At 74.4% G+C, this 24624-nt stretch carries 22 protein-coding genes; 9 read left to right on the top strand and 13 right to left on the bottom strand.

The genetic code is table 11. From position 1 onward, the window contains the following. The first annotated feature begins 94 nt into the window (after positions 1-94). Positions 95-1252 carry an ROK family transcriptional regulator gene (locus AMK33_RS22140; protein WP_073934653.1) on the top strand — a complete coding sequence of 386 codons (1158 nt, stop codon included), beginning with the start codon at positions 95-97 and terminating at the stop codon, positions 1250-1252. A 308-nt stretch (positions 1253-1560) separates the two neighbouring features. Here AMK33_RS22140 and AMK33_RS22135 read toward each other — a convergent pair whose 3' ends face one another. Together AMK33_RS22135 and AMK33_RS22130 are read right to left on the bottom strand one after the other, a co-directional pair. Beyond that, entirely contained in the window at positions 1561-2322 is a 762-nt protein-coding gene (locus AMK33_RS22135) for a GntR family transcriptional regulator (protein ID WP_073934652.1), read from the bottom strand. 160 nt (positions 2323-2482) lie between these two features. Continuing rightward, on the bottom strand, positions 2483-3370 hold the full coding sequence (locus AMK33_RS22130) for an RNA polymerase sigma-70 factor (RefSeq protein ID WP_073934651.1): 888 nt from the start codon (positions 3368-3370) through the stop codon (positions 2483-2485). Positions 3371-3533: 163 nt separating this feature from the next. On the opposite strand from AMK33_RS22130, the gene AMK33_RS22125 reads away from it, so the two are divergent. The 4 genes from AMK33_RS22125 (at position 3534) to AMK33_RS22110 (ending at position 8903) form a co-directional block, all read left to right on the top strand. Then, entirely contained in the window at positions 3534-4364 is an 831-nt protein-coding gene (locus AMK33_RS22125; RefSeq protein WP_073934650.1) for an alpha/beta fold hydrolase, read from the top strand. Positions 4365-4405: 41 nt separating this feature from the next. Further along, positions 4406-5836 carry a MocR-like pyridoxine biosynthesis transcription factor PdxR gene (gene pdxR, locus AMK33_RS22120; protein WP_073934649.1) on the top strand — a complete coding sequence of 477 codons (1431 nt, stop codon included), beginning with the start codon at positions 4406-4408 and terminating at the stop codon, positions 5834-5836. A 117-nt stretch (positions 5837-5953) separates the two neighbouring features. Beyond that, positions 5954-7540 carry an alkaline phosphatase D family protein gene (locus AMK33_RS22115; protein ID WP_073934648.1) on the top strand — a complete coding sequence of 529 codons (1587 nt, stop codon included), beginning with the start codon at positions 5954-5956 and terminating at the stop codon, positions 7538-7540. A 97-nt stretch (positions 7541-7637) separates the two neighbouring features. Continuing rightward, the gene (locus AMK33_RS22110) at positions 7638-8903 is read left to right on the top strand and encodes a GNAT family N-acetyltransferase (RefSeq protein WP_073934647.1); all 1266 of its coding nucleotides are present in this window, start codon (positions 7638-7640) and stop codon (positions 8901-8903) included. A 279-nt stretch (positions 8904-9182) separates the two neighbouring features. Here the strand turns inward: AMK33_RS22110 and AMK33_RS22105 are convergent, their stop codons facing one another. Next, on the bottom strand, positions 9183-10358 hold the full coding sequence (locus tag AMK33_RS22105; protein ID WP_235618164.1) for a trans-sulfuration enzyme family protein: 1176 nt from the start codon (positions 10356-10358) through the stop codon (positions 9183-9185). A gap of 72 nt (positions 10359-10430) precedes the next feature. Between AMK33_RS22105 and AMK33_RS22100 the strand changes: the two genes are divergently transcribed. Together AMK33_RS22100 and AMK33_RS22095 are read left to right on the top strand one after the other, a co-directional pair. Further along, complete coding sequence (locus AMK33_RS22100) at positions 10431-10922, top strand: Lrp/AsnC family transcriptional regulator (protein WP_073934646.1); 492 nt, start codon at positions 10431-10433, stop codon at positions 10920-10922. 32 nt (positions 10923-10954) lie between these two features. Continuing rightward, positions 10955-12643 (top strand): DUF885 domain-containing protein, encoded by a 1689-nt coding sequence (locus AMK33_RS22095; protein WP_073934645.1) that lies wholly within the window; start codon positions 10955-10957, stop codon positions 12641-12643. A gap of 6 nt (positions 12644-12649) precedes the next feature. Here the strand turns inward: AMK33_RS22095 and AMK33_RS22090 are convergent, their stop codons facing one another. The 3 genes from AMK33_RS22090 to AMK33_RS22075 all read right to left on the bottom strand — a co-directional run bounded on the left by AMK33_RS22090 (position 12650) and on the right by AMK33_RS22075 (position 14837). Next, complete coding sequence (locus AMK33_RS22090) at positions 12650-13495, bottom strand: SDR family oxidoreductase (RefSeq protein ID WP_073934644.1); 846 nt, start codon at positions 13493-13495, stop codon at positions 12650-12652. Between the two features lie 309 nt (positions 13496-13804). Further along, on the bottom strand, positions 13805-14317 hold the full coding sequence (locus AMK33_RS22080; RefSeq protein ID WP_073934642.1) for an immunity 21 family protein: 513 nt from the start codon (positions 14315-14317) through the stop codon (positions 13805-13807). Between the two features lie 43 nt (positions 14318-14360). After that, positions 14361-14837: a rhodanese-like domain-containing protein gene (locus AMK33_RS22075; protein ID WP_073934641.1), complete on the bottom strand. Its 477-nt coding sequence runs from the start codon at positions 14835-14837 to the stop codon at positions 14361-14363. Positions 14838-14931: 94 nt separating this feature from the next. On the opposite strand from AMK33_RS22075, the gene AMK33_RS22070 reads away from it, so the two are divergent. Next, complete coding sequence (locus AMK33_RS22070) at positions 14932-15378, top strand: Lrp/AsnC family transcriptional regulator (RefSeq protein ID WP_073934640.1); 447 nt, start codon at positions 14932-14934, stop codon at positions 15376-15378. Positions 15379-15386: 8 nt separating this feature from the next. On the opposite strand, the gene AMK33_RS22065 is transcribed toward AMK33_RS22070, so the two are convergent. Next, complete coding sequence (locus tag AMK33_RS22065; RefSeq protein ID WP_073934639.1) at positions 15387-18380, bottom strand: AAA family ATPase; 2994 nt, start codon at positions 18378-18380, stop codon at positions 15387-15389. Then, entirely contained in the window at positions 18377-19540 is a 1164-nt protein-coding gene (locus AMK33_RS22060) for an exonuclease SbcCD subunit D (protein ID WP_073934638.1), read from the bottom strand. Before AMK33_RS22060 ends, AMK33_RS22065 begins: the two co-directional genes overlap by 4 nt. 422 nt (positions 19541-19962) lie before the next feature. Between AMK33_RS22060 and AMK33_RS42230 the strand changes: the two genes are divergently transcribed. Continuing rightward, positions 19963-21018 carry a hypothetical protein gene (locus AMK33_RS42230; RefSeq protein WP_143203852.1) on the top strand — a complete coding sequence of 352 codons (1056 nt, stop codon included), beginning with the start codon at positions 19963-19965 and terminating at the stop codon, positions 21016-21018. A 67-nt stretch (positions 21019-21085) separates the two neighbouring features. Here AMK33_RS42230 and AMK33_RS22045 read toward each other — a convergent pair whose 3' ends face one another. The 5 genes from AMK33_RS22045 to AMK33_RS22025 all read right to left on the bottom strand — a co-directional run bounded on the left by AMK33_RS22045 (position 21086) and on the right by AMK33_RS22025 (position 24604). Next, positions 21086-22267, bottom strand: coding sequence for a PQQ-dependent sugar dehydrogenase (locus AMK33_RS22045; protein WP_079194928.1), 1182 nt, complete (start codon positions 22265-22267; stop codon positions 21086-21088). 15 nt (positions 22268-22282) lie between these two features. Then, on the bottom strand, positions 22283-22477 hold the full coding sequence (locus AMK33_RS22040; protein WP_073934634.1) for a hypothetical protein: 195 nt from the start codon (positions 22475-22477) through the stop codon (positions 22283-22285). A 207-nt stretch (positions 22478-22684) separates the two neighbouring features. Beyond that, on the bottom strand, positions 22685-23311 hold the full coding sequence (locus AMK33_RS22035; protein ID WP_073934633.1) for a YigZ family protein: 627 nt from the start codon (positions 23309-23311) through the stop codon (positions 22685-22687). Between the two features lie 28 nt (positions 23312-23339). Continuing rightward, entirely contained in the window at positions 23340-23882 is a 543-nt protein-coding gene (locus AMK33_RS22030; RefSeq protein ID WP_073934632.1) for a SixA phosphatase family protein, read from the bottom strand. Continuing rightward, a complete protein-coding gene (locus AMK33_RS22025) occupies positions 23879-24604 on the bottom strand; it encodes a hypothetical protein (protein WP_235618163.1) in 726 nt (241 codons plus the stop codon). Before AMK33_RS22025 ends, AMK33_RS22030 begins: the two co-directional genes overlap by 4 nt. Between the last annotated feature and the right edge of the window lie 20 nt (positions 24605-24624).

Genomic DNA, 24624 nt, shown 5'->3' with positions numbered 1-24624 from the left:
CGCGTCCCCGGGGACGGCCGTGCCCGGAGGTCGCCGGGGTCGGCGGCGCCGAGTACGATCCGCCCAACATGCGCACGAGCTGGGAGGACGGACGGTGGGTCGGCTGACCGGCGGGGACCCCTCGCTGCTGCGAAGGATCAACTCCGCGGTGGTGCTGCACGCGTTGCGGGCGACGGACTGCGCGACGCTGACCGAGGTGACCCGGGTGACGGGGCTGTCCCGGCCGACCGTCGAGGGCGTCGTGGAGGGGCTCATCGAGGCGGGTCTCGTGGTGGAGACGGCGGCCGAGGAGGGCGCCGCGCGGCGGCAGGGGCGGCCGGCGCGGCGGTTCCGGTTCCGGGCGGAGGCCGGGCATCTGCTCGGCCTGGAGATCGGCGTGCACCGGGTGGCCGCGCTGCTGGCCGATCTGGACGGCAAGGTGATCGGCGCACAGTCGAGGGACGTCGACGAGACGGTCGACGCCGACGAGCGGCTGGAGCGGCTGCGCACCGCCATCGCGGAGCTGCTGCGGCGGGCCGGTGTCCCGCGCGGCTCGCTGCGTGCCGTGGGCGTGGGCACGCCGGGGATCGTGGAGGCGGACGGCACGGTGCGGCTGGGCACGGCGCTGCCCGGCTGGACGGGCCTCGGCCTCGGCGAGCGGCTGAGCCGGTCCTTCAAGTGTCCGGTGCTGGTGGAGAACGACGCCAACGCGGCGGTCGTCGCCGAGCACTGGAAGGGCGCCGCACGGGGGACCGACGACGTGGTGTTCGTGCTGGCCGGGCTGAGCCCGGGCGCCGGCTCGCTGATCGGCGGGCGGCTGCACCGGGGGTACGGCGGGGCGGCCGGCGAGATCGGGGCACTGCATCTGCTGGGCCGGGAGGCGACCCCGGAGACGCTGCTGTCCACCACGGACGAGCCGCTGCACCCGCTCGACGAGCAGGCGGTCGCCGAGGTCTTCGCCCAGGCCCGCGAGGGCGACCAGCGGGCGCTGGCGGCCATGGACCGGTTCATCCGCCGGCTCGTCCACGACGTGGCGGCGCTGGTGCTGGCCCTCGACCCGGAGCTGGTCGTGATCGGCGGCTGGGCGGCCGGCCTGGACGGCGTCCTGGAGCCGCTGCGCCGTGAACTGGCCCGCTACTGCCTGCGCCCGCCGAAGGTCACCCTGTCCCACCTCGGCGAGGCGGCGGTCGCCACGGGTGCGGTGCGTCTGGCCCTCGACCACGTGGAGGAGCAACTCTTCGCGGTGGAGGGCACGGTGACGGCCCGTCGGTAGCGGGCACGCCGTATCGGCGCCCAGCGCCCCGGGGGTCCCGGCTCGCCGCGTCCCCGCGCTCCCGCTCCCGCTCCCGCTCCCACGGGCAGTCGTGCCGCAGGGCGGCACGGGTGGGCGCGACGGCACCCCGCTGACGCCGGGCTGCGTGACACCCCCCGCTCAGTGGACACCCCGGCGGCTGCTGGGCGGGGGTGGGTCTGCGCTCGCCCCGCTGGAGGGGTGCCGCTGCGCCCACCCGTGCCGCCCCAGCGGCACGACTGCCCGCAGCGGCGGCGGTGCGGCTGCCCGCGGTGGGGACCTGGGTGGGGTCAGGAGGCGCGGCGTTCCGGGCCGTGGTGGATCTCGACGCCGCCGGAGTCGCCGAAGGTCAGGCGGCAGGTGTCCGCGCGGTACGTGGCCACGGAGAGCGCGGCGGTACGGCCGCGGGCGATGAAGCGGGTGGTGACGACGAGGACGGGCGCGCCGGGCAGGCGGTCCAGTTCGCGCGCGTCGTCCGCGCGGGCGGAGCCGAGCTCCACCGCGTTCTCCTGCCGCTCCAGCTCCAGGCGCTGCAGTTCCCGCAGTACCGCACGCGCGCGTGCCGTGCCGGACGGCGCGTCGATGCCGGACAGGTCCGGTACCGAGTCCGCCGGGATGTAGAGAAGTTCGGCGGCGACGGGCTGGCCGTGGGAGACGCGGGAGCGCCGCACGACGTGCACGGACTCGTCGCGGCCGGTCACCAGCGTCTCGGCGACGGCGGCGGGCGGCACCTCGGGCGCGCAGTCGAGGGTCTGCCAGGCGTCGTGCGGCCCACCGGGCCAGGCGTGCTGTGCCGTGCCGACGGACACGCCCATGCGCGGCGGGGCGACCGTCGTGCCCACACCGCGGCGGCGCTGCAGCCTGCCTTCGAGTTCGAGCTGTTCCAGGGCCTGCCGGAGCGTGGCGCGGGCGACGCCGAAGCGGGCGGCGAGGTCGCGCTCGTTGGGCAGGATCTCGCCCACGGAGAACTCCGAGTCCAGCGCCTCGCTGAGCACGGTCCTGAGGTGCCAGTACTTCGGTTCCGGCACCGTTTCCAGCTGCGTGGTCCCCACCCTGTCCTCCACGATCGCCGTGTCCGGCCGCGTTTTAGCGCCCTTGTTTATTAAAGGTTGTTTCACTTATCTGCGACGATAAGGCGCCCCTCACCCTTGGTCAATACCAATCGGGCACGACGACGGGCCCCGTCGCGACGGGGGCTTCGGTGCGGGGCTCCTACCGGACCTCGGCGAGCGAACGCAGCTTGTCGGGATTGCGGATGACGTACACCGTCCGGACGCGCCCGTCGGCGACGTCGAGCTGGACGACGGAGTCGGGCTTGTCGCCGGACAGGACGAGCACCGCGGGGCCGCCGTTGAGCTCCAGGAAGCGGAAGGAGAGGTCCGGCACGCTCTTGCGGGCGACGCCGAGGAGGAAGCGCCCCACGTGGTCGGCGCTCTCCAGGACCCGCAGCGGGGCGCGCGACTTGCCACCGCTGTCGCCGACCAGACGCGCGTCGGGGGCGAGGAGTTCCAGCAGGCCCTCCAGGTCGCCGTCGGCCGCCGCGGCCAGGAAGCGTTCGGTGAGGTCGCGGCGCTGGGCGGGATCGACCTCGTAGCGCGGGCGGCGCTCCTCGACGTGTTTGCGGGCGCGGCCGGCGAGTTGGCGCACGGCCGGTTCGCCGCGGTCGAGCATGGCCGCGATGTCGGCGTACGGGTAGCCGAACGCCTCCCGCAGCACGAACACCGCGCGCTCCAGGGGCGACAGGGACTCCATGACGACGAGGACGGCGAGGGAGACGGAGTCGGCGAGGACGGCCCGCTCGGCGGCGTCCGGGACGGTGTCGCCGAAGTCGGTGACGTAGGGCTCGGGAAGCCACGGGCCGACGTACGTCTCGCCGCGCGCCTTGATCTGGCGCAGCCGGTCGATGGCGAGGCGGGTGGTGACGCGCACCAGGTAGCCGCGCGGTTCGCGCACCTGGGCCCGGTCGCCGCCCGACCAGCGCAGCCACGCGTCCTGCACCACGTCCTCCGCGTCGGCCACCCGGCCCAGCATGCGGTAGGCGATCCCCAGGAGGACGGGGCGGTGTTCCTCGAAGACGTCGGTCACGGTGTCGGTGGTCACGGCACCATCCCAGCCGACCCGCGCGGCCGTGTCCAGGCGGCACCGGCCGGCGGGCGGCGGGACGCACAGGCCATGGGGCTACCCGTCGGTAGCAATTGCTGACAAGCTGTCTACGACGCCGGGCGGCGTCCGTTTCCGCGAGTCCCAGACGAGGAGCACCCTCATGTCCGCGACCGTCTCCTTCAAGGTCACCTCTCCCCTCGGCCCGCAGTCCGTGACCCTGTCCTACGCACGCGTGGGCCGCGGCGAACCGCTGCTCCTGCTGCACGGCATCGGTCATCACCGTCAGGCCTGGGACCCGGTGGTGGACATCCTGGCGACCGAGCGCGAGGTGATCGCCGTGGACCTGCCCGGCTTCGGCGCCTCCCCGTCGCTGCCCGGCGGCCTCGTCCACGACCTGCCCACCATGAACGCCGCCCTGGGCGCCCTGTGCGAGGAGCTGGAGCTCGACCGGCCGCATGTCGCGGGCAACTCGCTCGGCGGCCTGCTGGCCCTGGAACTCGGCCGGGAACGGCTCGTACGGTCCGTCACCGCCCTGTCCCCGGCGGGTTTCTGGACGCAGGCAGAGCGGCGGTACGCCTTCGGCGTGCTGATCGGCATGCGGCGGATCGCGGAGCGGATGCCGCTTCCGCTGGTCGAGCGCCTCGCCCGCTCCGCGGCCGGCCGGGCGGCACTGACCAGCACCATCTACGCCCGTCCCGGTCGCCGCTCCCCCGAGGCCGTGGTCGCCGAGACGCTCGCGCTCGCCGGGGCCACCGGCTTCGCCGAGACCCTCCGCGCGGGCACCGCCGTACGGTTCACCGACGACGTGCCCGGCATCCCGGTGACCGTCGCCTGGGGCGCCCGGGACCGGCTGCTGATCCCCCGGCAGGGCGTCCGCGCCAAGCGGATCATCCCCCGGGCCCGGCTGGTCCGGCTGCCCGGCTGCGGTCACGTCCCGATGAACGACGACCCGGCGCTGGTCGCGCGCGTCATCCTCGACGGCAGCCGCTGAGGGCGGGGCCGTATCCCCGAACGGCCTAGTGTGGCCCTGTCATGACGTCACCGCAGACCGGCCCCGAGGGACCCGCCGCCTCCTCCGCCTGGGAGTTGCTGCTGCCCGCCGCCTCCGCGCCGGCACGCGCGCGTGGCCGTTCGCTGCAGGCCGCGCTGCGCGAGGCGGTGCGGTCGGGGCGGCTCGCACCGGGGACCCGGCTGCCGTCGAGCCGTGACCTGGCCGCCGACCTCGGTGTGTCGAGGGGGCTGATCACTGAGGCGTACGAGCAGCTGACGGCGGAGGGGTATCTGCGCTCCGGCCGGGGCGCCGGGACGTGGGTGGGGGCGGCGGTACGGGCCGCCCGCCCGCGCGCCCACGACCTCGCCCCGCGCACCCCCGGCGTCCGCGCGGACTTCGTCCCCGGCACCCCCGACCTGTCGCTGTTCCCCCGCGCGGCATGGGCGGCGGCGCAGCGCGGTGTGCTCGCGGACCTTCCGCACCAGGAGCTGGGTTACCCCGATCCGCGCGGGCTGCCCCGACTGCGTACGGCACTGGCCGGACTGCTCGCGCGGCGCCGGGGCGTGGTGGCCGATCCCGAGCGGATCGTGGTGGTCTCCGGAGTGGCGCAGGCGACGGCGCTGCTCGGATTCGCCCTCCACGCGCGCGGGTTGCGCGCCGTCGCCGTGGAGGACCCCGGCAGCCCGCAGCACGAGTCCCTGTACGCCGCCGCCGGGGTCACCGCCGTACCCGTACCGGTGGACGGCGAAGGGCTCGCGATGGAGCCGCTGCGGGCCTCGGGGGCGCGGGCGGCCGTCGTGACGCCGGCGCACCAGTTCCCCACCGGCATCGCGTACTCCGCGCGGCGTCGGGCCGAACTGCTCGACTGGGCGCGGTCCGTGGACGGGATCGTCCTGGAGGACGACTACGACGGTGACTTCCGCTACGACCGGGCGCCCGTCGGCGCCCTCCAGGGGCTCGACCCCGAGCACGTGGCCTACACCGGCTCGGTCAGCAAGTCCCTCGCCCCGGGGCTGCGGCTCGGCTGGCTGCTGGTGCCGCAGGGGTGGGCCGAGGAGGTGGTGGAGCGCAAGCGCACCATGGACCTCGGTCATCCCACCCTGGACCAGGCGCTGTTCGCCCGGTTCCTGGAACGCGGCGACTACGACCGTCAGCTGCGCCGCTGCCAGCGCGCCTACCGCGAGCGGCGCGACGCCCTGGTCTCCGCCCTCGGGGAGCACTTCCCGGGCGCCGGGGTGTCCGGGATCGCGGCGGGGCTGCACGTCATCGTCACGCTGCCCGGACGCTACGGGCCGCAAGAACGCTTCCTCGCGCGGGTGGCGTCCGCCGGTGTCGCGGTGCGCCCGCTCACGGACCACGCCCACCACGAGGAGCCGGAGGAGGGCGTACGGCTCGTGCTGGGCTACGCGCATGTGACGCCCGCGCGGATCCACGAAGGTGTGCGTCTCATGGCGGAGGCCACCGCCGGATAGGCGCCCGCTCGCCCGCGCGGGCGATCGATTGTTCACTTGGGGTTGGTGTGCGCGCCGCGCCGCCCGAGTAGTTGTGGCTGCGCACACTGGCCGGATCCCGTCCCTGGAGGCGCATCCATGTCACACCGTCCGCTCCCCGGCCGTCGCGCCGTGCTGCGCGGCTCGCTCGCGGCCTCGGCGGCCCTGACCCTGCCCACCGCGCTCGGCGCGGCGCCCGCCTTCGCCCTCTCCGGGCGCCCGCGGGCCGAATGGGGCGTGCAGACCGGCGACGTCACCCGTGACTCGGGGCTGGTGTGGGTGCGCTCCGACCGTCCGGCGCGGATGATCGTCGAGACGTCGGCGACCGAATCGTTCCGCCGCCCGCGCAGATGGCACGGTCCGCTGCTCGGCGCGGGCACCGACTTCACCGGTACGACCCGGCTGCGCGGGCTGCCGTCCGGCGAGCAGATCCACTACCGGGTGCTGCTCGCCGACCCCGACGACCCGCGCCGCACCGGTGAGCCGGTCACCGGCACGTTCCGCACGGTCGCCGCCCGGCGCCGGGACGGTGTGCGGTTCCTGTGGTCGGGCGACCTGGCGGGACAGGGCTGGGGCATCAATCCCGACTTCGGCGGCTACCGCATCTTCGACGCGATGGCCCGGCTCGACCCCGACTTCTTCCTGTTCAGCGGGGACACCGTCTACGCCGACGGACCCGTCTCCGCGACCGCCGCCCTGCCGGACGGCGGCGTCTGGCGGAACGTCACCACCGAGGAGAAGGCCAAGGTCGCCGAGACCCTGGCCGAGTTCCGGGGCAACTTCCGCTACAACCTGCTCGACGAGAACCTGCGCCGGTTCAACGCCCAGGTGCCGTCCATCGTGCAGTGGGACGACCACGAGGTGCGCAACAACTGGTACCCGGGCCAGCGGATCGCCGACACGGACGCCCGGTACACGGAGAAGAGCGTCGACGTGCTGGCGGCCCGCGCGCGGCGCGCGTTCGGCGAGTACTTCCCGGTGTCCACGCTGCGGCAGGGCGCCCGGGAGGGCCGGATGTACCGGGTGCTGCGGCAGGGGCCGCTGCTCGACGTGTTCGTGCTGGACATGCGGACGTATCGCAATGCCAACTCCTCCGGTGACCAGACCGTGGACCCGCAGGGCATCCTCGGGCGGGAGCAACTGGAGTGGCTCAAGCGGGAGCTGTCGCGGTCGCGGGCGGTGTGGAAGGTGATCGCCGCCGACATGCCGATCGGCCTCGTCGTGCCCGACACGAGTGAGGGCGGTCGACACGTCGAGGCGGTGGCCCAGGGCGACCCGGGGGCGCCGCTGGGGCGGGAGCTGCAGATCGCGGAGCTGCTGCGGTTCGTCAAGCACCGGCGGATCACCGGCACGGTGTGGCTGACGGCCGACGTGCACCACACCTCGGCGCAGCACTACCAGCCCTCGCGGGCCGCGTTCGACGACTTCGAGCCGTTCTGGGAGTTCGTCTCCGGTCCGCTGAACGCGGGCGCCTTCCCGGCCAGCGCGCTCGACGGCACCTTCGGCCCGGAGCGGGTGTGGGTGAAGGCGCCGAGCGTCTCGAACGTCTCACCCGCCGGCGGCTACCAGTTCTTCGGCGAGGTCGACATCGACGGCGACAGCGGCGAGCTGACGGTGCGGATGCGGGAACAGGACGGCACCGTGCTGTTCACGAAGACGCTGCGGCCAGGTCTGGTCGGTCAGTAACTCAACAAAACGGTCAGAAGCACGCTTTACCCATCAGTCACAGTACGTTCGTGATCACGAAACACGGTTCCTTCACAGTGGCTGTATGAGTCGAGACATGTCTGAAGTGACGAACACCCCGCACGGCGGCCCCACGAACGGCCGCCGGGACCCGGCCGGACTCGCCGCACGGTGCACGGCGGCGTTCCACGCATGGTGGGTACGCCGCCACGGCCACGCACCGCCGGCGCACGATACCGGCGATGCCCCGCCGCCGCCCTCCGCCGGGACCGGCGGCAGCGTGCTGTGGCGGATGCGCACGACGGTGAAGGACGAACCGGGCGCGCTGGCCACGCTCTGCACGGCGCTGGCCGAGCTGCGGGTCGACATCCTGAGCCTGCAGACGCACCCGCTGGGCGAGGAGACCGTCGACGAGTTCCTGCTGCGGGCGCCGGAGGGGACGGACCTCGTCGCCGCCGTGTCGCTCGCCGGGGGCGCGGACACCTGGACCGAGCGGGCCGACGCCCACGATCTGGTGGACGCGCCGACCCGGGTCCTCGGGCTGGCCGCCCGCACCGCACAGGACGCGGCCGAACTGCCGCTCGCGCTGCGCCAGCTGCTGGGCCGGTGCACGATCCGTTCCCTGCCGGGCGGCGGTCACCGGGCGGCCACGACCGTGCCCGAGGAGGGCTCCCTGGAGGACACCGTGATCCGGCTGCGCGCCCCGGAGGGCGGGGTGATCACCGTGGAGCGGCCGTATCTGCCGTTCACGCCCACCGAGTTCGCCCGCGCGCGGGCACTCGTGGAGCTGGACGCCCGGCTCGGTCCGCGGATCCCGCGCGGACGTGACGTCCTCACGCTGCCCGAGGGCAGTGACATCTCCGTGCGCCGCGCGGACACCGGCGATCTGGCGGCCGCGCGGGCGATGCACGAGCGGTGCTCCACCGAGACCCTGCGCATGCGGTACCACGGGCCGGTCGGCGACGCCGACCGCTATCTGAACCACCTGCTCAGCCCGCGCTTCGGCCGCACGCTCGCCGCGCAGACCGCCTCGGGCCGCATCGTCGGCCTCGGCCATCTGCTGTGGGACGGCGACGAGACCGAGGTCGCGCTGGTCGTGGAGGACGCCTGGCAGCGCCGGGGCATCGGCGCCGAGCTGCTCACCCGGCTGGTGACGATGGCCGCCGAGGACGGCTGCGCCCAGGTGTACGCCGTGACGCAGGCGTCCAACACCGGCATGGTCGCCGCGATGCGCGGCCTGGGGCTGCCGCTCGACTACCAGATCGAGGAGGGCACGCTGGTCGTCACGGCCCGCCTGGACGCCGTACCGGACCGCCGCGCGGAGGAGGGGCGGGAGCACGGCGAGCGGGTCGGCCGGTCGTAGCCCGTCACGCGCGGACACGCGGCACCGGCACCGGCACCGCGCGCGAACACGAGGTCATGGCCACCGCGCGGGCGCGGGGTGACGGCCGCAGCGTCACAGCCGACGCACGGCGAGCGCGCGGACACGGGATTCCGGCCGCCGCGCGGCCACGGGACGACGATCACCGTGTGCCGGCCGGCGCACAACGAGCACGCGGACACGGGATCCCGGCCGCCGCGCGGGCGTCCGGGGAGCGGCCCGGCGGTGCGATCCGCCGGTCCGTCCCCCGTGGGCCCGGCCTCAGCCCCGGGCCGACGCCTCCGCCGGTGCGGGCGTCCCGGCCCGCTCCCCCAGGGCCGCGTCCAGATCGGCCCACAGGTCCTCGACGTCCTCCAGGCCGACCGAGAGCCTCAGCAGCCGGTCGCTCACCCCGGCGTCCCTGCGGTCGTCGGCGTCGACGATGCGGTGGCTGATGGAGGCCGGGTGCTGGATGAGGGAGTCCACGCTGCCCAGGCTGACGGCCGGGGTGATCAGTCGTACGCCGGCGATCACCTCGTGCGGGTCCCCGTGCACCTCGAAGGAGACCATCGCCCCGCCGATGCTCGGGTAGTGCACCCGGGCCACGCGCGGATCGGCGGCGAGCCGGGCGGCGAGTCCGGCGGCGTTCGCGGACGCGGCCCGCACCCGTACCGGCAGGGTCGACAGGCCGCGCAGCAGCAGATATCCGGCCAGCGGGTGCAGCACGCCGCCCGTGGCGAACCGCACCTGGCGCAGCCGCCCGGCGAACTCCTCGTCGCAGGCCACCACGCCCGCCAGTACGTCCCCGTGCCCGCCGAGGTACTTGGTGGCGCTGTGCAGCACCAGCCGCGCCCCGTGCTCGGCCGGACGCTGGAGGACCGGCGTGGCGAAGGTGTTGTCGACGAGCAGCGGCACGGAGCCGCAGGCGTGGGCGACGGCCCGCAGGTCGATCTCGGCGAGCGTGGGGTTGGCCGGGGTCTCCACGAGCACCAGGCCGGTGTCGGGGCGCAGCGCGTCGGCGACCCCGGCCGGGTCGGTCCAGGTCACCTCGGAGCCGAGCAGTCCGGCGGTCAGCAGGTGGTCGCTGCACCCGTACAGGGGACGTACGGCGACCACGTGCCGCAGCCCCATCGAGCCCCGGACCAGCAGGACGGCGCTGAGCGCGGCCATGCCACTGGCGAACGCGACCGCCGACTCCGTCCCCTCCAGGCGGGCCAGGGCGGTCTCGAAGCGGGCGACGGTCGGGTTGCCGAGCCGCCCGTAGACGGGCGGGCCCTCCGGCTCGGCGCCGGTGGTGGCGAAGGCGTCGATGCGGGCGGCCTCGGCGCGGCTGTCGTACGAGGGGTACGTGGTCGACAGGTCGATCGGCGGGGCGTGCAGTCCCAGTCCGGCGAGGTCGTCGCGGCCTGCGTGCACGGCCTCGGTGGCGAGTGCTCGTGTGGTGCGTCGCGTGTCCATGCCCAAGTCCATGGACGGAAGGGTGAACACCGAACGGGTCATGGGAGCCGGAACCCGTGTTACGTTCGGCCAGTGGCTGAATCTGTCGTACTGGATCCGGTGGACCTCCATCTGCTGCGGCTGTTGCAGAACGACGCCCGGACGACGTACCGGGATCTCGCCGCGCAGGTCGGGGTCGCGCCGTCGACCTGTCTGGACCGGGTGACCCGGCTGCGCCGTTCCGGCGTGATCCTCGGGCACCGGCTGAAGCTGGATCCCGCCAAGCTGGGGCGCGGGCTCCAGGCGCTGCTGTCGGTGCAGGTCAGACCGCACCGGCGGGAGCTGGTGGGGCCGTTCGTGGAGCGGATCCGGGCGCTGCCGGAGTCGCTGACCGTCTTCCATCTGACCGGCCCCGACGACTATCTGGTGCATGTCGCGGTCGCGGACATGGCGGATCTGCAGCGGCTGGTGCTCGACGAGTTCACCGCCCGGCGGGAGGTGGCCCGCGTGGAGACCCGGCTGATCTTCCAGCAGTGGGACTGCGGCCCCATGCTGCCGCCTTCGCCCACAGCTCAAACCGGGTGACGTGCGAGGGGCCGCGTACCAGGATGGTCCGCATGCCTCAGACCAACAGCGCGCTTCCCCGTCAGGTCGCCGACACCTACGTCGACGAGCTCATCGCCCTCGACCCGGTCACCGGAACGTTCCTCGGAGTGAAGGAGAGCTCCTCCCGGCTGCCCGATCTCTCACCCGCCGGACAGGAGGCGCTCGCCGAGCTCCAGCGGGCCACCCTCGCGCGGCTCGACGAGGCCGAGCGGCAGCCCGGCGCGGACAGCGACATCGAGCGCCGCTGCGCCCGCCTGCTGCGCGAGCGGCTCACCGCGGAACTCGCCGTGCGCGAGGCCGACGAGGGTCTGCGCGCGGTCGGCAACCTGGGCACGGTCGCGCATTCGGTGCGCGAGGTGTTCACCGTGACGCCGGCCGAGACGGAGGAGGACTGGGCGGCGATCGCCGAGCGGCTGCGCGCGGTGCCGGCCGCGCTGGCGGGCTACCGGGAGTCCCTCGCGCTGGGCCTGGAGCGCAAGCTGTACGCGGCTCCGCGCCCGACGGAGACGTTCGTCGGGCAGCTCGGCGAGTGGGCGGACACCGGTGAGGGCCGGGGCTGGTTCGAGGACTTCGCCGCCGCGGGGCCGGACGCGCTGCGCGCGGAGCTGGACGAGGGCGCCCGCGCGGCGACCGCGGCCGTCGTGGAGCTGCGGGACTGGATGCGCGACGTGTACGCGCCGGCCATCGAGGGCGCGCCGAACACGGTGGGCCGGGAGCGGTACGCCCGCTGGGCCCGCTACTACAACGGGACCGATCTCGACCTGGACGAGGCGTACGCGTACGGCTGGTCGGAGTACCACCGGCTGCTGGGCGAGATGAAGAAGGAGGCCGAGAAGATCCTGCCGGGTGCTGGGACGCCGTGGGTGGCGCTGGCGCACCTGGACGAGCACGGCCGGCACATCGAGGGCGTGGACGAGGTCCGCGCGTGGCTCCAGGGCGTGATGGACCGGGCGATCGAGTCCCTGGACGGCACGCACTTCGACCTCGCCGAGCGGGTGCGGAAGGTGGAGTCGCGGATCGCGCCGGCGGGCAGCGCGGCGGCGCCGTACTACACGCAGCCGTCGGAGGACTTCTCCCGGCCGGGCTGCACCTGGCTGCCCACGATGGGCCTGACCCGCTTCCCGGTCTACGACCTGGTCTCCACCTGGTACCACGAGGGCGTTCCCGGTCATCACCTCCAGCTCGCGCAGTGGGTGCACGTGGCCGACACCCTCTCCCGCTACCAGGCCTCCGTGGGCATGGTCAGCGCCAACGCCGAGGGCTGGGCGCTGTACGCGGAGCGGCTGATGGACGAACTCGGTTTCCTCGCGGACGCGGAGGAGCGGCTGGGCTACCTGGACGCGCAGATGATGCGGGCGGCCCGGGTCGTCGTCGACATCGGCATGCACCTGGAGCTGGAGATCCCGGCGGAGTCGCCGTTCCACCCGGGTGAGCGCTGGACGCCGGAGCTGGCCGAGGAGTTCTTCGGGGCGCACAGCAGCCGCCCGGCGGACTTCGTGGAGAGCGAGCTGACCCGCTATCTGACGATCCCGGGCCAGGCGATCGGCTACAAGCTCGGTGAGCGGGCGTGGCTGCTGGGCCGGGAGAACGCCCGCGAGCGGCACGGTGACGCCTTCGACCTCAAGGCGTGGCACATGGCCGCGCTGTCCCAGGGGTCACTGGGCCTGGACGACCTGGTGGACGAGCTGTCGGCGCTGTGAGCCGGTTCAGCGCCGGAAGCCGCCCTCGGAGTCGATGACCTGACCGGTGATCCAGTCCGCCTCGTCCGTGGCCAGCCACGCGATGAGGCGGGCGGGGTCGTCGGGCATGCCCCAGCGGCCGGCGGGGAAGAGGGCGGCGATGGCGTCGTAGGTGTCGCCGGTCAGGTAGTCCGTGTCCACCGGGCCGGGGTTGACGGTGTTCACGGTGACCGCGTGCTCGGCCAGCGTGGTCGCCAGGGAACGGGTGATCGAGGCGAGGGCGCCCTTCTGGAGGGCGTAGGCGATCTCGCCCGGCATACCACCGGCGATGTCCTGCCCGGAGGTCATCATCACCACGCGCCCGCCCGGGGTGCGCGGGGGCAGGGCGGCGCGGTGCCGGGCGTGGGCCTGCACGAGCAGCAGCACCGAGCGGGCGTCGACGGCCCAGTGCGCGTCGAGCATGGTGGCGTCGATGGTGTCGAGGTCGCCGTCGGAGCCGCTGAGGGCGTGGTTGGCGACGAGGATGTCGAGCCGTCCGCCGAGCGCCTCGGCCGCGCGGGCGTGCAGCTCGGCGGGGGCCGCGGGGTCGGTGAGGTCGCCGGGGCCGGCGAGCACGGTCGCGCCGGGGTCGCCGAGGGCGTCGCGCACGGAGGCGGTCACGTCCTCGGTCCGGTCGGCGCCCCAGGGCATGGCGGCGTCGTGCGGCACGTGATGGTGCAGGTAGACGCTCGCCCCGTAGGCGGCGAGACGCCGGGCCACGGCATGACCGATGCCGCCGCGCCGGCTGGCCCCGGTGACCAGCGCGGCCCGGCCCCGCAGGGGCAGGGGGTCACGGCGGAGTGCTTCGGGCGCGGGGTGCGGGAGCTTGGGCATGATCGTCCATCATGCGGGGCCGGGCGGACCGGCGCACGCGAATATCGGCCGGACGCCCCGCCCGCGCGGCGGTGCGGTCACCACCGTGCTCCCGGCCTCGGTCCGTGCGCACGGACCGAGGCCGGCGGGGTCGCCCACGGGCACGACCGCCGTGACGGCCGGCCGCGGGTCAAGGCAGCGGTCGGATTCGGCGGTGCGGTCACCGCCGTGCTCCCGGCCGAGCCGTGCGCGGTGACCGTCCACGGTGGGCACGGACCGAGGCCGGCGGGGTCGCCCACGGGCACGACCGCCGTGACGGCGAGCCGCGGGTCAGGGCAGCGGTCGGAGCTGGACGAGGAGCAGCCAGGTTTCCGGGCCCGGCTGAACCTGCGCCGCGCGGACCGCGTAACGGCCCGGAGTGAGCGTGAGGCTCACGTGGTCGGTGCCCGTGGAGTCGGTGCCGGGCCAGGCCGCGTCGAACAGGACGACCGTGCCGGGCACCTTCCAGTGCACCTCGGGCTGCCACCGCGCGGTGTGCAGCGCGGACGGGACGCTCGCCAGGAGTTCCGCCTCGGAGTCACCGGCGATCCAGCGGACGAGGGTGCCGTGCTCGGGGAGGAAGGCGGTCGCGGCGGGCTCGTCACCCAGGACCAGGGCCGTCGCGTCGCCGACCGGGAGGAGTCCGACGAGTCCGTCGACCTCGCAGGCCCGGTCGTAGTCCGAGGCCGTCTCCTCGCCGTCGGCGCCCGTCCAGAACGGCAGCACCGTCTCCGGCACCGCGATGAGCGGCCCGCCGCCCGACTCCACCCACTCGACCGTGCCCGGCTCCGCGTATCGCACCATGCGCAGAACCTACCGGGTCGACTCCCTTACCGGAACCGGGGGTTCAGCATCCGCAGTCGTCAGCGTCCACGGGTGCCGTCAGCGGGTCGGGGGCACGGCGCTCCCGGCCCCGCCAGGTCTCGAACTCGAAGCCCTCACGCACCCAGTACTCGAATCCGCCGAGCATCTCCTTGACCCGGTAGCCGAGTTCGGCGAGGGCGAGCGCGGCTCGGGTGGCGCCGTCGCAGCCGGGACCCCAGCAGTACGTCACGACCGGGACCGACGGATCCAGGAGCTCGGCGGCCCGCTCGGGGACGAGCGCGGTGGGAAGGTGCACCGCGCCGGGGACATGGCCCTGGTCCCATGCCTCGGTGGAGCGGGAGTCCACCAGGGCGAACCCGGGGTCCCCGTCGGCCGCGAGCGCGGCGGCCACGTCGGAGACATCGGTGTGGAAGGCGAGGCTCGCGCGGAAGTGGGCGGCGGCCTCCGCCGGGGAGGCGGGGGCGACGCGCAGGACGGGGTTCACGGTGGTGGCGGTCATGGGAGAGAAACTACGGCCGCGGGACCGGGGCCTGAAGCGAGGAACCCCGGCCTTCCCCTTGATCGGCCGGGGATTCCCCTGGTACTTCTCAGGAATGACCGCGTATTCCCCGGACGCCACCGACTGGCGCATCCTCGACGTCCTCCAGCGGGAGGGACGAGCCAGTTTCGCCGAACTCGCCCGTGCCGTCTCGATGTCCGCGAGCGCGGTCACCGAGAGAGTGCGCCGCGTGGAGGAGGCCGGGGTCATCCGGGGCTACGCGGCGGTGGTGGACCCGGAGCGGATCGGACTGCCGATCCTGGCCTTCGTACGGCTGCGCTACCCGACCGGCAACTACAAGCCGTTCCACGACCTCGTCGCCGTGACGCCCGAGATCCTGGAGGCGCACCACGTGACGGGCGAGGACTGCTTCGTCATCAAGGTCGCCGCCCGTTCGATGCGGCACCTGGAGGAGGTGGCGGGCCGGATCGGCACGCTCGGCTCGGTGACCACCAGCGTCGTCTACTCCTCGCCGCTGCCGCGCCGCCCACTGGGGCGCTGAGCCGGCCCTCAGCGGGTGCCGCGCTGGCGCAGCTCCGAGCCCGAACGGCCCTTCACGACCTCCAGTTGGGCGTGTATCCGGCGCCGCAGATCGCCGACATGGCTGACGATGCCCACGCTGCGGTCGCGTTCACGCAGGGAGTCCAGGACGTCCAGGACCTCGTCGAGGGTCTGGTCGTCGAGACTGCCGAAGCCCTCGTCGATGAAGAGGGTGTCCAGCCGGACCCCGCCCGCCTCGTCGGTGACGACGTCCGCGAGACCGAGCGCCAGGGCGAGCGAGGCGAAGAAGGTCTCGCCGCCCGAGAGGGTCGCGGTGTCGCGCTCCCGTCCGGTCCAGGCGTCGACGACGTGCAGTCCGAGTCCGCTGCGGCCGCGGCCGGTGCGGTCGTCGGAGTGGACGAGGGTGTACCGGCCGGACGACATGCGGTGCAGCCGTACGGTCGCGGCGGCGGCGACCTGTTCCAGGCGGGCGGCGAGGACGTACGACTCCAGGCGCATCTTCCGTTCGTTGTCCACCGAGGTGCCCGCGGTGAGTCCGGCCATGCGGGCCACCCGGTCGTACTCCTCGCGCAGGGGTCCCAGCCGGCGCACCGAGGCGGCGGCCCGCGCGGAGAGCCGGTCGAGTTCGGCGCGGCGCCGGTCGGCGGCGTCCCGCGCGGAGGCCGCCTCGCGCACCCTGCGGTCCGCGTCCTCGGCGGCCCGCTGCGCGGAGCCGAGGTCGGCGGGCGGCTGCTGTGCGGCGGCGACGGTCTCCGGCTCGGCGAGGACGGCCCGTACGGCGGCCTCCTCGTGCTGCCAGACGTCCAGGCGCCGCTGGAGTTCGCGGTGGGCCGCGTCGTCCAGGAGGGCTTCGGCGGCGGCCCCCGGCGTGTCGAAGCCCGCGCGGAAGGCCGCGTCGGCGAGCCGGGCGTCGGCCTCCTTGAGCCGCTGGGCCGCGTCCTCGGCGGCGCGGGCGGTGTCGGCGGCGTCCGTGAGCAGCCGGACGCTCCGCTCCAGCTGCGCGGCGCGCGCGGCCACGCTGGTGGCGTCCCCCCGCGCCTGCGCCAACTCCTCCTCCAGCGCGGCGCGTTCCCGGTCCAGCCGCTCGCGGTGGCCCACGCGGGAGGCGGCCCGGACGGCCGCCTCGCGCTGGGCGGTGATCCGCAGCTCGTGCTCGGCCTCCGCACGGCGCAGCCGCTCCTGCTCGGCGTGCAGCACGGAGGCGGCGTCCCGCGCCCGCGCGTACTGCTGCTCCAGTTCGTCGACCGCGCGGGAGAGCTGTTCGGTGGCGCCGTCCCCGGCTTCGGCGCTCGCGGCGGCCAGCGCCTCCCGTACGGCGCCGAGCCGCTGCTCGGCCTCCGCGCGGTGGTCGTCGGCGCGCTGGTGGTCGGCGAGGGCGCGTTCCTCCGTCTCGCGGTCGACGTGTCCGGCGACCTTGCGGGCGGGGGCGGGGTGTTCGGTGGCGCCGCAGACCGCGCAGGGTTCGCCGTCGGTGAGCCCGGCGGCCAGTTCGGCGGCGATGCCGTTCAGGCGCTGTTCCTTGAGGTCGAGCCAGTGCTGCTTCGCCGCGAGCGCCCGCTCCCGGGCGGCGCGGGCCTGTTCCTCGGCCGTTTCCGCGTCCCCGGCGAGCCGGTCGCGCAGCCGCGCGGCGTTCAGCCGCTGCCGCGCGGGGTCGCGCCGCACGGCGAGTTCACGGGCCGTGGTCGCGGCCTGCTGAGCCGACTCGATGCCGGCCTGCAGACCCGCGCGGGTCTCCTCCCAGTCCGCGAGCCAGGTCTCCGCGTCCTCGCGCGCCTCCTCGTCGGCGCGTTCCTGGCGGTCCAGGTCGGCGCGCTCGCCGAGGAGTTCCGTCAGCCGCCGCTCGGCGCGGCGGGCCGACTCCAGTCCGCCCAGTTCCTCGGCGGCCCGGCGGGCGGCGGCCGCGAGCCCGGCCGCTCCCGCGTCCGCGAGGGACACCGGGAGCAGGGCACGCGCACGCAGCTCGGCACCGGCCGCCCGTTCGTGCTCGGCTCCGGCGGAGTCCCGCAGGTCCAGGGCGGGGGCGACGGTCTCGGCCTTGCGGGCCCGCTCCATGCGGGTCCGCTCCTCGTGGTGGGCGCCGGCCCGCTCCTGAAGCCGGTCCGCCCGCTCCCGTGCCTCGGCGAACCGCCGTTGCAGCCGGTCCCGTTCGCGTACGACGTCCAGGGCGCGGTCGGCGTCGGCGAGGGCGGACTCGGCGGTGGCGAGGCGGCAGCGGGCGGCGGTGAGCTGTTCCCGCGCGGTGCTGCGGGCGACGGCGGCGGCGGACAGCACGGCCTCGGCCAGTCCCGGTTCGCCGGGCGTCAGCTCGGGCAGTTCCATGGAGTCGCCCGCGGCCTGCTGCATCCGGTGCGCGTCGGCGAGCAGGTCGGCGTCGCCCTCGCGCACCCGGGACTCGGCGGCCCGCCGGCGTTCGGCGAGGCGCTTCTCCACGTCGGCGAAGCGGCGGGTGTCGAAGAGGCGGCCCAGCAGCTTGCCGCGGGCCTCGGCGTCGGCGCGCAGGAAGCGCGCGAAGTCGCCCTGGGGCAGCAGCACGACCTGGCAGAACTGCTCCCGGCTCATGCCGAGGAGCTGGGTGATCTCCTCGCCGATCTCCTGGTGCGAACGGCTGAGGTCCTTCCAGGTGCCCGAGGCGGCGTCACGTTCGCGCAGCCAGGTCTGGGCCTTGTCCAGTGTGGTGCCGGTGCCGCGCTTCTTGGGACGTTCCCAGGGTGGCTGCCGGGTGATCTCCAGCCGGCGTCCGGCGACGGTGAGTTCGAGGGTGACCTCGGTGCGGACGCCCGGGGCGGCGTGGTCGCTGCGCAGGGTCATGCCCTGACCGCTCTGCCGGGCGCCGGGGACGGAGCCGTACAGCGCGTAGCAGACGGCGTCCAGGACGGAGGTCTTGCCGGCGCCGGTGGGGCCGTGCAGCAGGAAGAGCCCCGCGGCGGACAGCTCGCCGAAGTCGACGCTCTGGGTGCTCCCGAACGGCCCGAAGGCCGTCATGTCCAGCCGGTGCAGCCTCACCGCGCCACCTCCCGTACCGCGTCGTCCGCGCGGACCGCGTCGAAGGCGTCCCGCAGGACGGCCCGTTCGTGCGGGTCGGGGCCGGCGCCGCGCACGTGGGCGACGAAGTCCTCGGCGATCTGCTGGTCGTCACGGCCGGCGAGGCGGCGGGCGTAGGAGACCGCGGGGTCGTCCGCCGTCCGGGCCGGGTCGAAGACGAGGCTGAGGGTGTGCGGGAAGCGCTCGGTGAGCCGGGCCATGGGGTCGGCCGGGCGGACCGGGTCGGTGAGGGTCGCCTCGACCCACGCCTCCGTGTGCCGTGCCAGCCCGGGGTCGGCGAGCAGTTCCTCGAGGGTGCCGCGGATCCGGGCCAGCGCGCGCGGCACCGGGCAGTCCACGCGCTCGGCGGTGACCGCCCCGTCGGCGGCCAGGTCGACGAGCCACATGCTCTTGCGGTGCGTGGCCTCGGAGAAGGAGTACGGCAGCGGGGAACCGGAGTAGCGCACCCGCTCGGTGAGGGTCTGGCAGCCGTGCAGATGCCCCAGCGCCACGTAGTCGACGCCGTCGAACACCCCGGCGGGCACGGCGGCCACCCCGCCGACGGTGATGTCCCGCTCACTGTCGCTGGGTTCGCCGCCGGTGACGAAGGCGTGCGCGAGGACGACCGAGCGGGTGCCGGGCGCGCGGGCGGCGAGGTCCGCGCGGACGCGGTCCATGGCGGCGGCGAGCACCGTCCCGTGGCCGGCCTTCTCCACCGCGAACTCGTCCTTCACCAGGGCGGGTTCGAGGTACGGCAGCCCGTAGAAGGCGACGTCCCCGTGCCCGTCGGACAGCACCACGGGCGTGCCGCACGCGGACGGTTCGGTCCGCAGGTGGATGCCGGCGCGCCCCATGAGTCCGGCGCCGACGCCGAGACGGCGGGCCGAGTCGTGGTTTCCGGAGATCATCACCGTCGGCACGCCGAGGCCGGCGAGACGGTGCAGTGCGTCGTCGAACAGCTCGACCGCGGCGAGCGGCGGCACCGCGCGGTCGTACACGTCTCCCGACACGACCACCGCGTCCACCTCGCGCTCGCGCACGGTGCTGACGAGGTGGCCGATGAACTCGGCCTGGGCACCGAGCATGCCGACCCGGTGGAAGGACCGGCCGAGGTGCCAGTCGGACGTGTGCAGCAGTCTCATGATCCCAGCAGCGTAGCCGCCTGGTCCGACAGCACGGGCGGTTACTCCCGTATCGCCCGTCATGACAGATCTCACGAACGCCGTTCGTGTCGGACTCATCGCCGATCACCACTCTGCCGGAAGCCTTCCTTCCAGGGCAAGATGGGCTGTGTGAGCGGGGACACACACAGTGGGGACCGGATCGACTTCCGCAACGGGACGTTCCGGGGCGAGGCGATCGGGAAGAAGGTGGAGCATCATCACCACTACGGCCCCATGCCGCACGTAGAGGACGCGCTTCCGCCGGTTGCCGCCGAGTTCACCGGGCGCGCCGAGGAACTCGACGCGCTGCTGGCGGCACTGGCCCCCGGCCCCGGCGGTCACACCCCGGTCCCGGTGACCGCGGTGGCCGGGCTGGGCGGCGTGAGCGGCCCGCACTGGCCGTGCGGGCCGCTCACACGGCACGGGAACGCGGCTGGTTCCCCGGCGGCGCGCTGTTCGTCGACTGCCACGGCTACGACGAGACGCCCGCCGGAGCCGAACGGCTCGTGGAGGCCCTGCTGCGCGCTCTGGGCGTGGCGGCCGCCCATGTGCCGACGACGCTGGACGAACGAGCCGGCCTCTACCGCTCGGTCCTGGCCGAACGGGCCCGGACGAGCGGTGCGGTGCTGATCGTGGTGGACAACGCCTCGCATCCCGGGCAGGTCAGACCGCTGCTGCCCGGCCACGGCGCGCACCGCGTCCTCGTCACCTCCCGCGACACCATGCCGCAGCTCGGTGCCCACCTCCTCCGTCTCGACATCCTCCGGCCCGAGGTGGCCCGCGACGTACTGGGCGTGACCCTGCGCACGGCCGCCCCCGCCGACCCACGTGTCCTGGACGCCCCCGAGGCGACCGGGAACCTGTGCGCCCTGTGCGGGTATCTGCCCCTGGCGCTGCAGATCGCAGCCGCTCTGCTCATCGCCGATCCGGGCAAACCGGTGACGGAACTGGTCGCGGAGCTGGCCGACTCCGCCACGGTCATCGACCACCTGGACGACGGCGAACGCGGCGTGCGGGCCGCGTTCGACCTGTCCTACCGCCGCCTCGGTCCGGGCCCCTCCCGCCTGTTCCGGCTCCTGGCGCTCGCCCCGGGACCGGAGACGAGCGATGAAGCGATCACCGTGCTGTACGGGGCCGACGCGCTGCCGCGGCCGGAGCTGAACGTGCTGGTCCGCGCCCATCTGGTCGGGCCCGGCAGTGTGCGCGGCTACTGGACCATGCACGACCTGGTCCGCGCCTACGCGCTGGACCGCGTGGCCCGCGAGGAGTCACTGCGGGCCGAGGGCACGCGGGCACGGGCCCGGCTCCTCGCCCACTACCAGCGGCGCTCCGAGGCAGCCGACCGGCACGTGCAGTCCCGTCCCGCCCCCGCCCCTTCCCCCGGGTTCAGCGACCGGCGCCCGCCCCGGGGGACCGTCGACTCGGGGATGTCGCCGTGGTACAGGCGCGGGTCGTGACGGACCGGCGGAGGCGTGCCCCACTGCGCGGCAGCCGGCTCCCAGGTGCCCTGATTCACCAGGGACCTCAGCCCGCCACCGGCATCCGGCGTCGGACGGCCATGGACGACCGCGGGGATTCGGGCAGCCCGCTCCTGCGGACCCGGCTCCTCGGCTGCCCTACCGGGGTTTCCGCACCCGGCAGGACGGGCGGGCCAGGCTGTGGACTCTCCCAGGACCGGGTGGTCGATGCAGCCGGCGTCACCACCTCCGCACAGACCCTCGGGGTCCAGGGTGCTGAGCGGTGCACCGGGGCGGAACCGGGCGGGCAGGTCCGGGTTGGCGAGATGCAGGCCCGTTCGCCGCACCTGGGGTCGGAGAAGTCGAAACCGCTGTCGACCGTCCCGAAGGTGCGGACGGGCTCGGTGAACCGGCCCTTCCAGTCGGTCTCCTTCTGCCGGGACACCGACTCGGGCACCTCCAGGTCGTTGAACGTGAGGTCGGCACACGGGGTCGGTGCGGACGCGGACCATTCACTGAACGTGTAGGCCTTGTCGTCCCGGTGCCCCGCCACGTGGGGCCAGCCGTAGTTGGCCCCCTTCGTCAGGACGTTGACCTCGTCGTCGGTCCTGGGTCCCTGGTCGGTGTTGTACAGGGTGCCGTCCGTCCCGAAGTCCAGGCCCTGGGAGTTGCGGAACCCGTGGGCCCACACGTGGCTGCGTACGCCACCGAGCACGGGGTCGTCCGCGGGGATCGAGCCGTCCTCCGGGTTCAGCCGCAGGGTCTTGCCGCGGCAGGCGATCCGGTCCTTGGACTCGATCTCCTCCTTGGTGGGCAGCCGTTGCGCACGGTTCGGCTCGCAGTAGTGCTGGAGCTGGTTGGCTCCCTGGTCGCCGATCGTGTAGTACAGCTTGCCGTCGGGGCCGTAGCCCAGCCGTGCGCTCTGGTGGTCGCTGCCCGAGGCCGGGCCGCTGATCAGGTTCTTCGGCTCGCCCAGGGTTCCGGTCCTGCTGTCATAGGTGTAGCGGTCGATCCTCAGCCGCTGGTCGACCTCGGCGTCCGACGTGTTCGAGTCGTACGTGTACGAGACATACACGTAGTCGCGTCCCTTGTCCTTGAGCAGGTCCGGGTGGAGGGCCGGGCCCAGCACGCCGCCCTGGGCGCCCTCGGTGCGCACCGCCTTCTCCGTCAGATCGAGGGCGGTGCTCTTCGCGCCTGTCCGCGGGCCGACACGGGTGACCTTCTTGCCGCTCTTCTCCGTCACCCACAGGAAGCTGTCGGGTCCTCATATGATCTCGTAGGGATCGTCCAGTCCGGTGGCGACCACCTGCTTGGTGAACCCGTTGAGCGTGGTGGCGCTTGCACCGGCACCGTCGCCCCCGGTGGGAGCGCCGGCGCCCGCCGGGAGGACTCCGCCCTGTGCGATGTTGAGGACCAGAGCTGCCGGTATGGCAGCCAGTGCGAGGCGTATTCGACGCATGAGTGCTCCTTTCACCCCCATACGCAGACCGACCTCTTGTGGCGTAATAGTCACTCCGTGTGCCCGCCGGTCGGATGACGTGCGTTTCCCATGACAGCGCCACAGGCGTGCGGCCAGGGCCTGACGGACCAGCCGAGAGATGCGGTAAGGAGCGTCGCGGGAAAGGTTCCCCGCCCGGGGCCGCACGGTACGGGCAGTGGACGAGCGTCACGCGTCCCCGTACGCCTCCCCGCCCAGCTCGAACCCGGCCGTTCCGGCGGTCGCGTCGGCGAGCCACGCGCGGAAGGCGTCCACGTCGGCGTCCGGGAGGCCGATCTCGATCGTGACCTCCTCGCCGTAGCGCACGTCCCGCACCTCGCGTCCGGTGGCGCGCAGGTCGTTCTGGACCTTGCCGGCCCGCTGGTGACCGACGGTCACCGTGGCCAGCCGGAAGCGGCGCCGGGTGATCGTGCCGAGGGTGTCCAGCGCCTCGCCGACGGCACCGCCGTACGCGCGGATGAGGCCACCGGCGCCGAGCTTGACACCGCCGTAATAGCGGGTGACGACGGCGACGACGTACCGCATGTCGCGGCGGAGCAGCATCTGGAGCATGGGGACGCCTGCGGTGCCGCCGGGCTCCCCGTCGTCGCTGGCCTTCTGGGTGGAGGCGTCGGCGCCGATGACGTACGCCCAGCAGTTGTGGGTGGCGTCGGCGTGCTCCTTGCGAACGGCCGCGACGAACTCCTGCGCCTCCTGCTCGGTGGCCGCCGGGGCGAGGGCGCACAGGAAACGGGAACGGTTGACCTCGGTCTCGTGCACACCCGCGCGGGCGACGGTGCGGTACTCGTCCTGCATCCGGCCAGCCTATGCGTCCCCGCGCGGACTACCGGCGCCCGCCCCGGGGAACGGTCAGCGACGTCAGGAGGGCGGCGCCCTGGGCGAGGTCCCGCCATGCGGCGCCGCGCCAGGACAGCACGGCGATCGCGGAGGTGGGGAACTTGGCGCGGACGCGGTCCAGGGTGTCGTCCAGGCCGTCGCCGGCCAGGGTCAGGACGAGGTCCTCCAGTCCCGGGTTGTGTCCGATCAACAGCAGCGTCTCGACCTCGGCCGGTGTCTCGCGCACCACGTCCAGCAGCTCGGGGACGTCGGCGTGGTACAGGCGGGGGTCGTGGCGGACCGGCGGGGGTGTGCCCCACTGCGCGGCGGCCAGCTCCCAGGTGCGGCGGGCCCGGACGGCGGTGGAGCACAGCGCGAGGCCCGGCAGGCAGTCGGCCTCGGCGAGCGCGCGTCCGGCGGCGGGAGCGTCCCGGAGGCCGCGCGGAGCGAGGGGACGCTCGTGGTCGGTGACGCCTTCCGGCCGGGCGGACTTGGCGTGGCGCAGGACGACCAGGCGGCGCAGCGGTCCCGGCCCGGCACGCTCGATCATGCCGGGGATCCCAGGTCTCGGGTGAGGTCGAGGCCGAGCAGCCGGTCGGCGTAGGCGTACGTCTCGAAGCGGGCGCCGTCCGCCAGGCCGGGGTCCGTCTCCACCGCGCGGAGGACGCCCAGCACGCCGGCCGTGTCGAGATCGTCCTCCCACGCGGTGCGCAGATCGGCGCGCACCGCGTCGGGGACCGGCTTCGAGGGTCGTCGCGCCCAGTCGGCGACCACGCGGCGCCAGCGGTCGAGGGTCCCGGCGGCGTCGCCCAGGGCGGCCGGGCCGACCGTCACGGGCTCGCTTCTGGGGCGGGCGAGCAGGACCAGGCGCAGGGCGGCGGGGTCGGCGCCGCCCGCGGGGCCGGGTGCCTCCCCGTGCACGGGGGCCACGGCGACGCGCACCCCGTCGGGTGTCGCGCCGCCCTCGCTCACCACGTGCAGCACCTGGGCCTCGCCCAGGCCGGTTCCGGCGTCCCCGCCGTCCTCGAAGGGCCGGACCCCGAGGGCCGCGCCCGCCGCGCGGAGTTCCGCCCGCTGCCGATCCCCGGTGAGCAGCACCCAGACCGGCGTACCGCCGAGTTCCAGGGCGCGTACGAGCAGGTCGGCGACGAGCAGCACACGCAGGTTCGTCGGGTCGGACCCCTGTGTGTGGGCCTCGACCCGGGTCAGGCCCCGCCGGGCGGGGGCGGCGTCCACGGGTTCGCCGGTTCGGGCGTCGGTGATGCGCAGCACGAGGCGAGCGTAGGCGCGTG

It is taken from the genome of Streptomyces sp. CB02400 (assembly GCF_001905725.1).
GTDB lineage: Bacteria > Actinomycetota > Actinomycetes > Streptomycetales > Streptomycetaceae > Streptomyces > Streptomyces atrovirens.
Note: the sequence above shows the minus strand (reverse complement) of the source record. Positions and strands in the feature narration are given on the sequence as shown.

Bases quoted from the DNA above. Each gene is read 5' to 3' on its own strand.
- AMK33_RS22090 (WP_073934644.1), bottom strand. From the start codon at position 13,495: ATGCCCAAGCTCCCGCACCCCGCGCCCGAAGCACTCCGCCGTGACCCC.
- AMK33_RS22080 (WP_073934642.1), bottom strand. From the start codon at position 14,317: ATGGTGCGATACGCGGAGCCGGGCACGGTCGAGTGGGTGGAGTCGGGC.
- AMK33_RS22125 (WP_073934650.1), top strand. From the start codon at position 3,534: ATGTCCGCGACCGTCTCCTTCAAGGTCACCTCTCCCCTCGGCCCGCAG.
- AMK33_RS22095 (WP_073934645.1), top strand. From the start codon at position 10,955: ATGCCTCAGACCAACAGCGCGCTTCCCCGTCAGGTCGCCGACACCTAC.
- pdxR (WP_073934649.1), top strand. From the start codon at position 4,406: ATGACGTCACCGCAGACCGGCCCCGAGGGACCCGCCGCCTCCTCCGCC.
- AMK33_RS22035 (WP_073934633.1), bottom strand. From the start codon at position 23,311: ATGCAGGACGAGTACCGCACCGTCGCCCGCGCGGGTGTGCACGAGACC.
- AMK33_RS22060 (WP_073934638.1), bottom strand. From the start codon at position 19,540: ATGAGACTGCTGCACACGTCCGACTGGCACCTCGGCCGGTCCTTCCAC.
- AMK33_RS22040 (WP_073934634.1), bottom strand. From the start codon at position 22,477: ATGCGTCGAATACGCCTCGCACTGGCTGCCATACCGGCAGCTCTGGTC.
- AMK33_RS22110 (WP_073934647.1), top strand. From the start codon at position 7,638: ATGTCTGAAGTGACGAACACCCCGCACGGCGGCCCCACGAACGGCCGC.
- AMK33_RS22115 (WP_073934648.1), top strand. From the start codon at position 5,954: ATGTCACACCGTCCGCTCCCCGGCCGTCGCGCCGTGCTGCGCGGCTCG.
- AMK33_RS22070 (WP_073934640.1), top strand. From the start codon at position 14,932: ATGACCGCGTATTCCCCGGACGCCACCGACTGGCGCATCCTCGACGTC.
- AMK33_RS22105 (WP_235618164.1), bottom strand. From the start codon at position 10,358: ATGGACACGCGACGCACCACACGAGCACTCGCCACCGAGGCCGTGCAC.
- AMK33_RS22075 (WP_073934641.1), bottom strand. From the start codon at position 14,837: ATGACCGCCACCACCGTGAACCCCGTCCTGCGCGTCGCCCCCGCCTCC.
- AMK33_RS22030 (WP_073934632.1), bottom strand. From the start codon at position 23,882: ATGATCGAGCGTGCCGGGCCGGGACCGCTGCGCCGCCTGGTCGTCCTG.